The following is a 15,003-nucleotide window of genomic DNA, read 5'->3' on the forward strand; positions in this document are numbered from 1 at the left end:
CAACAACGACTTATACAGTAACCTGTAAGATCAGTGGTTGTACAAGTGCAAGTTCAGGAAGCGGAACAATTACAGTGAATCCAATACCACCGATACCGACAGTAACAGGGGGTAAGACAATTTGCTCAGGTGAGTCAGCTACTCTAACAGCGAGTGGTTGTACGGGAACTTATACCTGGTCAAATGGCGGCACAACAAGTTCGATTACCGTTAGTCCGACCGTAACAACAGATTATACAGTAACTTGTACAGTAAGTGGTTGTACGAGTGCAAGTTCAGCGAAAGCGACTGTAACAGTAAACCCAATACCACCAGTACCAACAGTGACAGGAGGAACAGCGATTTGTTCAGGCGGTTCAGCAACTTTAACAGCAAGTGGTTGCACCGGAGGAACTTATGCCTGGTCGAATGGCGGTACAACGAGTTCGATTACCGTTAGTCCGACCGTAACGACAGATTATACAGTGACTTGTACAGTAAGTGGTTGTACGAGTGCAAGTTCGACTAAAGCAACGGTAACTGTTAACTCAATCCCTCCGGTACCAACAATAGCTGGTAGTAAATCTATTTGTATCGGAAGCTCTGCAACACTTACCGCTTATGGCTGTACAGGAGGAACCTATGCCTGGTCAAATGGCGGAACAACGAGTTCGATTACTGTAAACCCAACAGTGACAGCAGATTATACAGTGACATGTATCGTAAGTGGTTGTACAAGTGAATCTTCAGCCAAAGCTACTGTAACGGTAAATCCACTACCACAAACTCCAATAACAACTGGAGGTGAAGTTTGCGAAGGCGGAAGTATTCAGCTAACAGCTACAGGCAATCCATCGGATCAGTATAGCTGGTCAGGACCGGGATCATTTACTTCAACATTGCAGAATCCAACAATCAGCAATGCGATTGAGGCAAATGAAGGAACATATACCGTGATTGTGAAAAATCAATACAGTTGTAACGCAACGGCAACAACTAGCATTATAGTTAATCCAATACCTACTATCTCTGTTAGCCCGGTTTCAGTTTGTGATGGAGGAACCATTAAGTTAATTGCTGCGACTAATGCAACTGGTTTTGTATGGACAGGACCAAATGGATATTCATCAACACAGGCTTCTCCTGAAATAGCAAATGCCTCAACAGTAAATGCTGGAGTATATACAGTAGTTGTGACGAATGCAAAAAAATGCGCAGCTACAGCTACGGTTTCAGTAACGGTAACGATTCCATCACCGGATCTGGCTGCCGTTGAGATTTGCAAAGGTGGTAGTCAGCAATTGACCACTAATTTCAATGCAGCAGGAACTACTTATTCATGGACAGGCCCTGATGGCTTTACCGCTACGACTTCCAGTGTTACGGCAAATAAGCAGGGAGATTATATGGTTGACGTTCGTGATCCGCAGGGATGTAAGTATAAGAAAACATTTACTGTAACTATTAAAGATAATCCAACAGTAACGATAAATGGTAATACTATTCTTTGTGACAAAAATACTGTAACACTTACTGCCAGCGGAGGTGGAACGTATGCCTGGACAGGTCCTAACGGATTTACGCAAACAACGGCTTCAGTTACAGTTAATAATGTAGGTACTTATTATGTAACAGTAATTAACAACAGTTGTTCAGCAACGGGTAGTGTTCAGGTAAAAGGAGAAAATCTAAGCCTGACAGCAGATGGTGCTACTGTTTGTGAAGGTGGAACTATAAAATTGACGAGTTCTGCAAGTAGTGAAAGTGGTATTCAATCTTACGTCTGGACCGGAGCTGGAGGATTTACATCAAGTGAGGCTTCTCCAAGTATTCCGAACGCCAAGCCGGATATGACAGGTACTTATACTGTAACCGTAACAACCAAGGCTGGCTGTACGGCTCAGGCAACAGCTTCTGTAACAGTAAATCCGGCGATTACAGTTACTACTTCAACATCATTCTGTGCAGGAGGTAAAGCAACACTTACAGCAAGTGGCGGAGTTACCTACAAATGGAATAATGGAGCAGAAACATCAAGCATTGAAGTGACCGCAGAAGGTGAATACATAGTGACTATAAAAGATATAAACGGCTGTATTTCTTATGGAAAATATACAGTAACTGTGGATAAGAAACCATTGGTGACAATTGTAGGTGGAACAGCATTCTGTGGCGGAACCTCTACTCAATTGACAGCCAATGTGCTTGATGCAACACCTCAGTCTTACGTCTGGACAGGTCCGAATGGATTTACTGCAAGCACCCAGATAATTACTGCCACTCAGGCCGGGTCATATGCTGTGAAAGTTACCAGCGATAAAGGTTGTGAAACTATTGCTTCTGTGAATGTTACACAAAATACAATAGAAGCAACTGCTACAGGCGGTACGGTTTGCGAAGGAGCTACTGCTACTCTTCAGGCAACAGGTGGAGATACTTACAGCTGGTCAGGTCCAAATGGCTTTACCTCAACCAGTTCCAGTCCTGTGTTAAATAACGTACAGGTTTCAAATGCCGGAACTTACACAGTAACTGTTTATGGCAAAGGAAATTGTTCAGCAGTAGCAACGGCTACCCTGACAGTGAATCCTAAACCTGTTGTGAATATCACGGGAAATAAAACTTTCTGTACAGGAAATTCAACATTACTGACAGCAGATGTTTCAGGAGTAGTTGTAAAATCATACGCCTGGACAGGACCTGATAATTTCACAGCTTCTACACAAAGTATTACGCCTAATGAAGCAGGAACCTATTCGGTAGCAGTAATGAGTGATAAAGATTGTCAGGCTACTGCAACAATTACAATTACTGAGAATAAACTTACTCCGATAGCAACAGGCACAATCGCCTGCGAAGGTTCAGCTGCAACGTTGCAGGCTTCTGGTGGAGACTCTTACAGCTGGATGGGGCCACAAGGGTTTACTTCAACAAGTGCTTCACCGGTATTAAACAATGTAATGCTCGGAGATGCCGGAACTTATACGGTAACAGTACTTTCAGGAAATTGTACAGCAGTGGCAACTGCTCTGTTAACGGTAAATCCTAAACCGAAATATTCAGTAAATACGCTTAATTCTTATTGTAATAATGGTAATCCTCTGAATAATGGTAAAATCATCCTGTCAGGATTTGATGCTAACAATAAGTATGATATCGTAGAAGGAGATACCTATACCGGAACAGCAACTTTCGCAACAGCCACAGCTATTCCAATAGATGGAATTGTGAAAAAAGATATTGTGAATGAAACCAAGAAATTCACAATCAGGGTATTTACAGGCAATGATTGCTACGAAGACAAGACTGTCTTAATTCAGATGATAGTTTGTGAATGTGGTGAACCGAAATGTTTACCGATTGCAATCAGAAAAACTAAGAGTTTGACAAAATAGACCAATAAGCAGAGAGTTTATCCAAAACTTCTTCTGACTTTTTGCCAAGATAAAATTACAAAAGTGGAGTGGGTTGGAAAGAGCATGCGAGCGAAGCTAACCTAAACCCAATATATGCAAAACCCCGGATCACTGATCCGGGGTTTTCTCATTAATTAAGGTCAGAACAGATCATTTTAGGGAATCAGATTCTCAATATCATCCTCAAGCCTCATGTCGGATTTATTAAAATGTGGTAAAATACCTTTGATTCTGGTTCTGAAAGACACACCTATCGGGATTTTAGTCTGACCCAGCCAAATAAACTGATGATTAAAACTAGTGATTCTGGAGATATTTACGATATAAGATTTATGAACTCTGATATGAATATCATTATTCAGGGCTTCTGATAAGTACAGAATCGATTGATTAACTAAGGACATTTGTCCATTGGACCATATTTTTGAATAAATGCCATATGCTTCTACAAAATCAATAGAGGATGGAATAAATTTCTGAGTTTTTCTGCCGGCTTTAAGAAAAATGAAATCCTCTTCCTGAATACCTGCCGACCCGGCAATCCGAAGAGTCAGAGATCTGTTTACTGCAAGTAAGAATCTTTCAAATAAGAAGGGTTTAACAAGATAATCACATACATTTCCCAATTCATAGCATTGAACAGCAAACTCCTCTGAATGTGCAATTGCAATGGCTGGAGGCAGATTTGGAAATGTCTTCAGTAAGATGAAACCCGGATTATCAGCGTTGTTAATTTCAAGAAAAATAAGGCTGATTTTTTCTTCCCCGAGAATCTGCATAGCTTCTATATAATCTGAACAGATTTTGATAATCTCCAGAAACGGAATTTTTTTGATATAATCCTGAATAGAAGAATTCAGTTTCGTTTCATAATCGGTAATAATAATACATTTTCTGATTTTCATAATAATAATACATTTGGTAGAAGTTAGGTATTAACAAATGGGGTATAAATTGATTATACAAAGAATGTTTTCATAACCTGAATAGTAATTAGCGCAAAAGATTTAAGAGCTAATTCTTTTTCAGATTAGTTTAAACAGAAAAACAGCAATAAAATGGATAATTACAGGTAGAAATACGAGCTATTGCAGTGCTACCGGATTAAGGGGCGTGTTAATGAATAAGCTGATTTTGGCTTATTTGGAAGTTTTTGGGTATTTCAGTAACTGAAATTGCTAAATCTTTTCACAAATAAAAATAAATTTAAATGGAATAAAAAATAATGATTTTAATTCTCCTCATTATTTTGAGTTGATTACAGGTGAAAATCTGTCGGATTTCCATGAGAAGATGCTGTTTTAAGAATATAGTTTGATGGATGAAAATCGTTAAGGAAATAATGACTGGAAGATTCTCGTTCAGTTAATTTTTAATACAAAAGTTTGAATTCTGACCGCATAATAGTTTTGAGAGCATGTGTCAATCATGCCTGGATAGAAATATGTTTATTAAATAGTATTTTTGTTGAAAATAAATGCATTTCTGTTTCCCAGTCAGAATGTTATCAGATTGTTTTTACAACCCTGCTTTGAAAATATCCGGAATAATGATGAAATGGAATAAACTTTTATATCGTTTACTTTGGCTGATTATCCCGGCCCTGGTTCATGTCAAAGGTTATTCCCAAACCATTAAAGCCGATAATGACAAAGGAGTCTGTCCTAACGGAACGGTCACGCTTACAGTTTCTCCGACTTACGTCGGTGCTACATACAGTTATTTCAGAAACGGGAGTGCTATTGCAAGGCTGGACGATCATGATCCTTCGAATACTGTCAATGATGCCGGAAACTATTCAGTAACAATAAAGACCTTGGCAGGGGTTATATTGAATACTCCGATCTATACAGTCAACCAGCTTAGCCAACCCCCGGCAAGTATTGATTCCCCGGCCGGATATTTTAAACAGCTTTGCAAAGGTGAAGTGGTTGTACTTCAGGCTAATACAGATCCTGGAATTGCATATACTTGGCTTCGGAATAATGCTACTATTCCCAATTCTTCACCAGGCAGTCTTTCTGTGAAAGATGAAGGAAAATACCAGGTAAGAACCCGGGATGCCAATAATTGCTTTACTTATTCGCCGGAATTTGAAGTAAAGTATTACCCCCAGGTTAGCATTACGATAACACCTGTTCCTACTATTTGTGATATTAATACGGCAGCAATTACTTTAAGCGGGACTCCCGCTGGCGGTATGTTTTCAGGATCAGGAGTAAGCAATGGTAAATTTGACCCTAAGGTTGCAGGAGTGGGGACACATACTATAACATATCAGGTCGGAGGTTCCGGTCAGTGTCCTGTTATAAAGGACTATACAAATATTAATGTTTCTGACCCGAAAGCAACCATAACGCCCAGTATTCCGGGAAATATACTTTGTGTCGGGCAAAATGTTACGCTGAATGCTCCAACTGGTTATCAGCATTATGAATGGTCTAAAAACGGCAATTTTTTATCAAATAATAACCAGGTTTCCACAAATACGGATGGAAATTATGTGTTGAAAGTTACTGATATACTAAACTGCATCAATACATCAGCACCTTATAACCTTAGTTTTGTCAATAAAGTTAATGTAACACTGGATAGCATTGCCGGGGTATGCGACACAAATAACCCGGTTGTTACATTAAACGCAAGTCCGGCCGGTGGTCAGTTGAGTGGTGCCGGAGTTGTCGGGAATACATTTGATCCTAAAAAGGCAGGTATAGGTATTCATATGATTACCTATACAGTAAACAGTTCATTGGCTTGCCAGAATGGAACAGCAAGACGCTGGGCTGTAGTAGAGAATCCCCCTTCGATACTCTTACCGGATCAGGTAAATATGCCGGAAGGTGGAAGTGTAGTACTGAATGCCGGAATAAACGCAAATGCAGCCAGTTTCTCCTGGAATCCGACAATAGCTTTGAGTAATCCATCAATAGCTAATCCGGTAGCAAGTCCGTTTTCTACGATAGACTATGAGTTAACTGTTAAAAGCAGTCAGGGATGTGAGAACAAAAAGAAAATCAAGGTTTTTGTTTATAAAAAACTGGACATTCCTACAGCCTTTAATACAAGCTCGGATCTGGCAATTAATAAAAGCTGGACGTTGTTTGGGATAAATTCCTACCCCAATGCTGAGATCTGGGTTTATAATCGATGGGGGACAGTTGTTTTTTATTCAAAAGGATTTTATACTCCTTTTGACGGGAGAAGCAGCAGTGGAGCTGAGCTGCCAACCGGAGAATATATTTATCATATTTTGCCGAATCCTGAAGATGTTTCTTTCCATTTCAAAGGAGTCGTGACGATTATGAGATAAAGATAACCCAATGAAAAGGCCGGAAATTGATTTTTCCGGCCTTTTCTGGTTTATTTACAAAGCAGATTCTTATGCTTCCTGGTGCGCATATTCTTCTACCGGAATACAGGCACATATCAGATTACGATCTCCGTAAGCTGAATCTACTCTTGACACAGCCGGCCAGAATTTATTGGCTTTTACATAAGCCAGTGGAAATACTGCTTTTTCTCTGCTGTAAGGTCTGTTCCAGTTTTCAGTCAAAACAACTGCCTGTGTATGAGGAGCATGTTTTAAAACATTGCTGGCTTTGTCTGCATTTCCTTCTTCGATTTCACGAATTTCCTGACGGATGGCCAGCATCGCATCACAGAAACGATCCAGTTCTGCTTTAGATTCAGATTCAGTTGGTTCAACCATCAAAGTACCAGCTACCGGAAAAGAAAGGGTAGGAGCATGGAATCCATAATCCATTAAACGTTTTGCAATATCTTCAGCTTCGACTCCGGCCGAAAGTTTGAATGGACGGCAGTCGAGAATCATTTCATGCGCACAACGTCCCTGAGAACCTGTGTATAATACAGGATAATCATTTTCAAGACGAGCCTTGATATAGTTTGCATTCAGAATAGCAGTCTGGGTTGCCTTACGAAGTCCTTCTCCTCCCATCATAGCGATGTAAGCATAAGAAATAGTAAGAATACTTGCTGATCCGTAAGGAGCTGCTGAGACAGCATTGATAGCAAATTCTCCACCTACGCCTTCAACCACTGCATGTCCGGGAAGGAATGGAACCAATTGCGGCGCCACACCGATAGGACCCATTCCAGGGCCACCACCACCGTGAGGAATACAGAACGTTTTGTGAAGGTTCAGGTGACAGACATCAGCACCGATTGTAGCAGGAGAAGTAAGACCCACCTGAGCATTCATGTTGGCACCATCCATATAAACCTGCCCGCCATGCTCATGAATCAGCGCACAGATTTCTTTAATAGATTCTTCAAATACACCATGTGTTGATGGATATGTAACCATTAAACAGGCAAGATTTTCAGAATATTGTTCTGCTTTTGCTTTAAGGTCAGCTACGTCAATATTGCCATTGTCATCACATTTTGTCACAACTACTTTCATTCCGGCCATTACTGCGGAAGCCGGATTGGTACCGTGTGCAGAAGATGGAATTAAAGCAATATTTCTATGTGAATCACCTCTGCTTTCATGATAAGCTCTGATTACCATCAGACCGGCATATTCTCCCTGAGCACCGGAATTAGGCTGCAAAGACATTTTAGCAAAACCGGTAATTTCACAAAGCCAGTCATTCAGATTCGTAACCAGTTCTTTATAACCAAGTGTCTGTCCGGCAGGAGCGAAAGGGTGAATGCTTCCAAACTCAGACCAGGTAACGGGAATCATTTCCGTAGTTGCATTCAGTTTCATTGTACAGGAACCCAATGAAATCATCGAATGAACCATAGATAAATCTTTATTTTCAAGGGATTTCAGATAACGTAACATTTCATGCTCTGAATGATAGTTATTGAAAACCTGATGTGTCATGAAATCAGATTTACGGGTAAGGTTTTCAGAAATAGCCCAGTCAATAGTAGTTTCTATTTTGGCCAGATCTGCTGATTTTCCTGAAATTTTCTCAAAAACAGAAACGATATTTACCACATCTTCAAAGAAGCAAGTCTCATCCAGAGAAATACCAAGATGCAACGCTGAATCTTTGAAATATCTGAAATTGATTTTTGAAGCAATTGCTTCAGCACGAATTGCTTCGGTGTGATTTCCGGTATTTACTTTTAAAGTATCAAAATACTGACTATTTTCAACTGTAAAACCAAGTGATTCAAGTGCTTTGGCAGTAAGTTGTGTTAAACCATAAATACGTTTTGCAATAGCTTTGATTCCTTCAGGTCCGTGGTACACGCCATAAGCAGCAGCCATTACAGATAAAAGAACCTGTGCTGTACAAATATTGGAAGTAGCTTTTTCACGACGGATATGTTGTTCTCTGGTTTGCAAGGCCATTCTCAAAGCACGATTACCTTCAGAATCAACTGAAACACCAATAATTCTACCCGGAATATGACGTTTAAACTCGTCTTTTGTAGCAAAGAAAGCAGCATGAGGTCCCCCGAAACCCATTGGAACACCAAAACGCTGAGAGCACCCGATTACAACATCAGCACCCATTTCTCCCGGAGGAGTTAAGAGTGATAATGCCATTAAATCAGCTGCTACTACCACGTTGACGTTTAATTCATGCGCAGCAGCAATTAATTCAGTATAGTCAAAAACTTCACCTTCAGAAGCCGGATATTGAAGGATTGCTCCAAAAATATCTTCATTGGTCAAATCAATTTTGCGGTGATCACCTACTAAAATATTTATGCCAAGCGGCGTTGCTCTGGTGATCAGAATATCAATAGTTTGCGGATGACAGAACTCAGATACAAAGAAAGTCTCAGCGTTTTTCTTACTGGCTTTTCTTAAGTTATAAAGCATTGTCATCGCCTCAGCAGCAGCAGTTCCCTCATCAAGCAAGGACGCATTTGCAATCTCCATGCCTGTTAATTCGATTACCATTGTCTGATAATTCAGTAACATTTCAAGACGACCCTGAGCAATTTCTGCCTGATATGGAGTATAAGCAGTGTACCAGGCTGGGTTTTCAAGAACGTTTCTTAATATTACCGGAGGAACAATGGTATCATAATAGCCCATTCCGATATGCGATTTGTGAATAACATTCTGCTGCGCCAGTTTCTTGAAATCTTTCAAAAACTGGTATTCTGACTTTGGAGCAGGTAAACGTAATTCCTGTGGTAAACGAATCGCAGAAGGAACAGTTTGTGCAATCAGGGTTTCGATTGAATCTGCACCAATCAAATCAAGCATCTCTTTTATGTCAGCCTCATTTGAATTGTTGTGACGGGTTTCAAACTTTTCCTGATAACGGAGGTCTATTTTCATTGAATTTGTTATGTTTTGTTGAAAAGTGCTACAAAATTACCGGAAGATGTTTCCGGCGACTAATCTTTAGTTTGCAATGAGACTTCAAAATTAATAGGTTTTAACCAAATTATTATCAAATAGCTGTTTTACTAATGAAAGCTTTCCGAAAAATCACAGACTGAAAATCAGATTTCAGACAAGCAGTCTGGTTATCTTAAATTTTTTCTTGGCAAAATATAAAAAGCGAAACCTGTCTTGTTGGTTTGTTTGTTGATAATCAGATAGTTGTGTGTGTTTTTATTGAAAATGTACACTTATTTTAACGCTGAAATTCATTGAATCGTTCTGAAAAAAAATCATTTCAGCGCATCGGTCTCCTGAAAATCTGAAGATATTAATTAATTTCGCTTATTAATGAAAGGGAATTATGCTGGTAATACCCTTAGAATAATCTTCAACAAGCCTTTATTTACCAAAAAGAATTAATGAGAAAAATCCTATTTTCAGCATTGGCGCTAAGCACCTTCGTTCAGGTAAATGCCCAGAAAGTCCCTGATAAATTTGCCAAAACTATTCAGGCAGAAGACTTAAAAAAACATTTGACTTTTATTGCCTCTGATAGCCTGAAAGGCAGAGACACCGGTTCTCCTGAACAGAAAGTTGCCGCTCAGTATATCGCAGATCATTTTAAGAAATGTGGTTTGAAACCTATCGGGAAAGATAATTCATACTTTCAGCCTGTTGATCTTGTAAAACGTACATGGACAGACGTTTATCTTAAAAACGGTGGAAAAAAATATGAATACCTTAAAGATTTTATGGCTAATTCATTGGCGCCGATTCAAAATGAGAAAAATGTAGATCTTGTTTTTGCAGGTTATGGTATCGAAACCGATAAATGGAATGATTATGTAAATCTGAATGTAAAAGATAAGTATGTCATCATTTTTGAAGGCGAGCCAAAAGGTCAGGATGGTAATTTCCCTGTATCCGGAACAGCTGAAGCCTCTAAATTCGGTAAAGCCGATTCATGGAGAGAGAAACTGAAGATTGCACAGGCCAAAGGAGCAAAAGGCATGTTGATGGTCACAAAAAATACAGATGAAGAATTTCTGAAAATGGTGAAGCAACGTCAGGTGATGATGCAGCGTTTCGGAAGTGCCCGTATGATTTTCCGGGATCAGGCAGAACCTTCTGCTGCTGATTTTCCGGTGCTGACTATTTCTTCGGCAATGGCTGCGGAAATATATGATGCAACGACTAATGATGTACAGGAAACGAAAGATGCGTTTTTGTCGGGGAAAAAAGCGGCAGATTTTGGTTTGCCAAACCCTTCAATTGCTTTGAAAATTGAACGTACAGAAGTTCCGGTTGAAACATCTAATGTGCTTGGCTATCTGGAAGGAACCGATAAAAAAGATGAAGTAATTGTGGTAACTGCTCACTACGACCACATCGGGGTTAGTGCTGACGGACAAATTAACAACGGCGCCAATGATGACGGATCTGGTACAGTGACTGTCATGGAAATAGCTGAAGCGTTCGGTTTGGCCGCAAAAGCTGGCAAATTGCCTCGCAGAAGCATATTGTTTATGACTGTTACCGGAGAAGAAAAAGGTTTGCTAGGATCAGAATACTATGTAAATCACCCGATTTTGCCATTGGATAAAACGGTGTGTGATTTGAATATTGATATGGTTGGCCGTGTTGATAAAGACCATGAGGGCAAACCGGATTATATTTATGTAATCGGCTCGGATAAACTTTCTTCTGAATTACATGCAATTCAGGAAGAACAAAATAAGAAAACGGTAAACCTTGAACTTGATTACCGTTTCAATGACCCGAATGATCCGAACCGTTTTTACTATCGTTCAGACCATTATAATTTTGCCAAAAATAAAATTCCGGTGGCATTTTTCTTTAACGGTGTACATGATGATTACCATGCTCCGACTGATGATGTGGAAAAGATACAATTTGACAAAGCAGAAAAAGTTGGCCGTCTGGTGTTTTATATGGCCTGGGACATTGCTAACCGAGACAAACGTCTGGTTGTAGATTCAAATAAACCTTAATACTTTTGTGAAAGGAACAGAATAGTTTTTCTGTTCCTTTTATTTTTATTGTTAAACCGCCATTGCCATTTACCATATTTTAAATGAGAATTTTCCTTTCCTTTTTTTTAATTTTCTTCACTGCTTCCATTCTTAAAGCACAGTATTCTCCACAAGAATTTGCCAATACCATTTCAGTAGAAGATTTAAGGAAAAATCTCGAATTTATTGCCTCCGACAGCCTTAAAGGAAGACTTACCGGATCGGAAGGGCAGAGAATCGCCGCTCATTATATCGCCGGTTATTTCAAAGAAAATAAGCTTTTGCCAGTCGTTAAAACGGATTCGGGAAATAGTTATTTACAGCAGTTTTATTGCAGAAGTCCTTATGGACTTAATTATCAGGTTCTTTACGACATTACTAAAATCAGGAATCCTAAAAATATAATTACTTCTCATAATGTTTTAGGCTTTATCGAAGGCACCGATAAAAAAGATGAAATTCTTATAATCTCTTCTCATTATGACCACATTGGTCAGACCAAACAAGGTATAGTTTTTAATGGAGCTGATGACGATGGTTCGGGAACGGTGGCTGTGATGGCCATTGCCAAAGCATTTTCCAAAGCTAAAGAAGAAGGAAAAGGACCAAGAAGAAGTATTTTGTTTCTGACGGTTTCCGGAGAAGAACAGGGGCTTTTAGGATCTGAATATTATACAGAACAGCCTGTTTTTCCACTGGTAAATACGGTTTGTGATCTGAACATCGACATGATCGGGCGATTTGACCCGCATCATAAAAAAGCTACTGATTATGTTTATCTCATTGGCTCAGATAAACTTTCCTCTCAGTTACACAGTATCAGTGAGACAGCCAATCAGACTTATACACATCTTAACCTTGACTACAGCTATAATGTGGAAAACGAGCCGAATCAATTCTATTATCGTTCAGACCATTACAATTTTGCCAGAAAAGGTATTCCCATTATCTTCTATTTTGATGGAGTCCATGAAGATTATCATCAAAGCACTGATGATGTGGAAAAAATCGATTTTAACCTTCTTCAGAAAAGAGCAAGATTGGTCTTTTATACAGCCTGGGAAATAGCTAACCGTGAAAACCGTCCTTTGGTAGATTCTAATAAACCTTAAGATTAAATTTTATTATTGATTTAAGTATTTTTTCTGAAAAATAGCTGTAGAAAAGAATAGCCTTAAGCTTGTTTGAGCTTTTCAATAGCCATATTGCAGGGGAAAATATGCTCAATCTTGGTTTTGCCACAAAATAAAGTGATTTTGAAAATATATGTGAGTAGCTTATATTTAAAGATTAGTATCAAATCTACACCATGAAAAATCCAACAGAAATAAAAAAAATAGCAAAACAACGTTTGCAGGAAGCCAAAATTCTTTACATGAATGGTATGTGTGACGGAGCTTTTTATTTAGCAGGTTATAGCGTTGAACTGGCATTAAAAGCAAAAATTTGTGAAAGATTAGGGATTCCAAATTTATTCGATGAGACAGATTCAAATGCGAATTCAATAAAAGGAATTGGTGAAATCAGAAAAACCTTAAAGACCCATAATCTTTTTATTCTATTGATTTTTAGTGGTTTGAAAGTGAAATTTGATAATGATAAGGCAACTAATAAAGATTTAGCAAAGGCTAATTCGTTGCTTTTTAATGCTTGGGATGAAAATGCGCGTTATAAGCCCTGCGGACATATGCTTGATCAAGATGTCAAAAAACTAATGATTTTACTTTTAGACGCTAGTGGAATAATAACATGGATAGAGCAGAACTAATACAATTACTACAACCTTTTAAAGACAAATGTGCTGAAAAAGACAGGTCTTTAATTGACATTTGTATAAAAGAGGCCTTCCCGGGCGATCATTCAACATCTTATATCATTCAAGTTAAAGCATATTGGATTGACGGAATGTATTGTTCAGAAGCAATTGACTTTTTAGTGGATACGCTTTGGGAAACAACTGACGAAGAAACCAGAAAAAAAGTCTTTTCCATTCAGGTACTTAATAGTAAAGACGAGTTCCATTGCCGGTCAGAAGCGGTGACTATGACAAAATCTTAATCAGATATTTAATTACAGGAAAAATAATTAAAAGCTATTGATGATAATGTTACAGGGTCATGGCTTTATATAATAAGCACTTCTCTAAGGTTTTAAACGAAGTAGAAGAGACTTTTGTTTATTTACCCAAATCTACCAATTTAGACAAAGAAACCTCCAATGCTGTCGCAATTTCATGCAATGTGTAAAGCGTTGGGTTGACCTTCCCATTCTCCAACTTTTCAATCGCCTGGCGATCTTTATGGCACGCTCTCGCAAGGTCAGATTGACTCCAATCTCCGATTATTTTCCGACCTATTTGGGCAATTATAATTCTAAAATTTCAGTGTGTCAACTTTTAATATGACAAGCTTGTCAATAAATTAACTGAAATTTGAATTGCGGAACGGATAAGTCAAAAAATAAAAGCTATATGACAAATGCCCAGATACAGAAACCTCAAAATTCGTACAAAATACCAGACACGAGCATTTGGTGAAATAACCATTCCTGAAATCAGACTTGAAGGAAAATGGCTGAATGAACTCGGTTTCAAGCAAGGACAAATAATCAGAATAGAGGGAGAGACAAATAAATTGACTATTACTATTGATAATGAGCAAAATAAGGACAAATGAAATTTTAATGACTAAGAAGTTTGCTATCTTAAATTTCTTGTTTACCTTTGTACTGTAATTAAAAATATTACAGTATGAATAACGGAAGGTTTGCCATATCCACTCACATTCTAACACTATTAGCAAGTGCGAAAGGAGAGGTTTTGTCATCTGAATTCATCGCAGGAAGCGTTAACATAAACCCGGTTTTGATTCGCAAGGAAATTATGAATCTCCGGAAATATGGATTGGTTGCCAGCAAAGAAGGGAAAAACGGAGGAAGTTATCTTAACAAACCTGCTAAGGATATCCGTATGTCTGATGTATATGAAGCTGTCAGACAAGCCTCTGTTTTAGGGCAGACAAAAAACAGACCCAATCCGAAATGCCCGGTTGGCAGACAAATTAACGACCATCTTGAAGATTTATATCAGAAAGCAGATCAGGCTATTTTAAGAGACCTTGATACGATCACGCTGGAAGAGTTTTGTGGAAAATTTGAGATGTAATTTTTTTATACATAACTGTAATAAAAAATACTACAGTATGTCGATAAGTTTTTGAAAAGAACAATCATTTAGTATATACATTAA

The 15,003-nt window shown here is 38.6% G+C and carries 10 protein-coding genes and 1 pseudogene; 8 read left to right on the forward strand and 3 right to left on the reverse strand.

The window, feature by feature from the left end:
* A partial coding sequence (locus BM179_RS25400; RefSeq protein WP_510186702.1) for an immunoglobulin domain-containing protein occupies nt 1-3,374 on the forward strand: 3,374 nt, incomplete at its 5' end.
* A 176-nt stretch (nt 3,375-3,550) separates the two neighbouring features.
* Here the strand turns inward: BM179_RS25400 and BM179_RS18810 are convergent.
* Nucleotides 3,551-4,300, reverse strand: coding sequence for a LytR/AlgR family response regulator transcription factor (locus BM179_RS18810; RefSeq protein ID WP_092018716.1), 750 nt, complete (start codon nt 4,298-4,300; stop codon nt 3,551-3,553).
* A gap of 644 nt (nt 4,301-4,944) precedes the next feature.
* Between BM179_RS18810 and BM179_RS18815 the strand changes: the two genes are divergently transcribed.
* Entirely contained in the window at nt 4,945-6,708 is a 1,764-nt protein-coding gene (locus BM179_RS18815; RefSeq protein ID WP_177219451.1) for a T9SS type B sorting domain-containing protein, read from the forward strand.
* Nucleotides 6,709-6,777: 69 nt separating this feature from the next.
* Here the strand turns inward: BM179_RS18815 and gcvP are convergent, their stop codons facing one another.
* Nucleotides 6,778-9,675 (reverse strand): aminomethyl-transferring glycine dehydrogenase, encoded by a 2,898-nt coding sequence (gcvP, locus tag BM179_RS18820; protein WP_092018718.1) that lies wholly within the window; start codon nt 9,673-9,675, stop codon nt 6,778-6,780.
* 467 nt (nt 9,676-10,142) lie between these two features.
* On the opposite strand from gcvP, the gene BM179_RS18825 reads away from it, so the two are divergent.
* The 4 genes and pseudogenes from BM179_RS18825 to BM179_RS18840 all read left to right on the forward strand — a co-directional run bounded on the left by BM179_RS18825 (nt 10,143) and on the right by BM179_RS18840 (nt 13,814).
* Nucleotides 10,143-11,735 (forward strand): M28 family peptidase, encoded by a 1,593-nt coding sequence (locus BM179_RS18825; protein WP_092018719.1) that lies wholly within the window; start codon nt 10,143-10,145, stop codon nt 11,733-11,735.
* A gap of 425 nt (nt 11,736-12,160) precedes the next feature.
* Nucleotides 12,161-12,868 (forward strand): annotated as a pseudogene (locus BM179_RS18830) (M28 family peptidase); the annotation flags it as partial.
* A gap of 197 nt (nt 12,869-13,065) precedes the next feature.
* On the forward strand, nt 13,066-13,524 hold the full coding sequence (locus BM179_RS18835) for a HEPN domain-containing protein (RefSeq protein WP_092018721.1): 459 nt from the start codon (nt 13,066-13,068) through the stop codon (nt 13,522-13,524).
* On the forward strand, nt 13,506-13,814 hold the full coding sequence (locus BM179_RS18840) for a hypothetical protein (RefSeq protein WP_092018722.1): 309 nt from the start codon (nt 13,506-13,508) through the stop codon (nt 13,812-13,814). The genes BM179_RS18835 and BM179_RS18840 overlap by 19 nt, the downstream gene beginning before the upstream one ends.
* A gap of 118 nt (nt 13,815-13,932) precedes the next feature.
* On the opposite strand, the gene BM179_RS25745 is transcribed toward BM179_RS18840, so the two are convergent.
* Nucleotides 13,933-14,127 carry a helix-turn-helix transcriptional regulator gene (locus tag BM179_RS25745; protein ID WP_092018723.1) on the reverse strand — a complete coding sequence of 65 codons (195 nt, stop codon included), beginning with the start codon at nt 14,125-14,127 and terminating at the stop codon, nt 13,933-13,935.
* Between the two features lie 106 nt (nt 14,128-14,233).
* Between BM179_RS25745 and BM179_RS18850 the strand changes: the two genes are divergently transcribed.
* Nucleotides 14,234-14,431: a SymE family type I addiction module toxin gene (locus BM179_RS18850; protein ID WP_092018724.1), complete on the forward strand. Its 198-nt coding sequence runs from the start codon at nt 14,234-14,236 to the stop codon at nt 14,429-14,431.
* A gap of 74 nt (nt 14,432-14,505) precedes the next feature.
* Nucleotides 14,506-14,919 (forward strand): Rrf2 family transcriptional regulator, encoded by a 414-nt coding sequence (locus BM179_RS18855; protein ID WP_092018725.1) that lies wholly within the window; start codon nt 14,506-14,508, stop codon nt 14,917-14,919.
* Nucleotides 14,920-15,003: the final 84 nt, after the last annotated feature.

The organism is Pseudarcicella hirudinis (genome assembly GCF_900115665.1).
GTDB classification, from domain to species: Bacteria; Bacteroidota; Bacteroidia; order Cytophagales; family Spirosomataceae; genus Pseudarcicella; species Pseudarcicella hirudinis.

Bases quoted from the DNA above. Each gene is read 5' to 3' on its own strand.
- BM179_RS18855 (WP_092018725.1), top strand. From the start codon at position 14,506: ATGAATAACGGAAGGTTTGCCATATCCACTCACATTCTAACACTATTA.
- BM179_RS18835 (WP_092018721.1), top strand. From the start codon at position 13,066: ATGAAAAATCCAACAGAAATAAAAAAAATAGCAAAACAACGTTTGCAG.
- gcvP (WP_092018718.1), bottom strand. From the start codon at position 9,675: ATGAAAATAGACCTCCGTTATCAGGAAAAGTTTGAAACCCGTCACAAC.
- BM179_RS18840 (WP_092018722.1), top strand. From the start codon at position 13,506: ATGGATAGAGCAGAACTAATACAATTACTACAACCTTTTAAAGACAAA.
- BM179_RS18815 (WP_177219451.1), top strand. From the start codon at position 4,945: ATGATGAAATGGAATAAACTTTTATATCGTTTACTTTGGCTGATTATC.
- BM179_RS18810 (WP_092018716.1), bottom strand. From the start codon at position 4,300: ATGAAAATCAGAAAATGTATTATTATTACCGATTATGAAACGAAACTG.
- BM179_RS18825 (WP_092018719.1), top strand. From the start codon at position 10,143: ATGAGAAAAATCCTATTTTCAGCATTGGCGCTAAGCACCTTCGTTCAG.
- BM179_RS18850 (WP_092018724.1), top strand. From the start codon at position 14,234: ATGCCCAGATACAGAAACCTCAAAATTCGTACAAAATACCAGACACGA.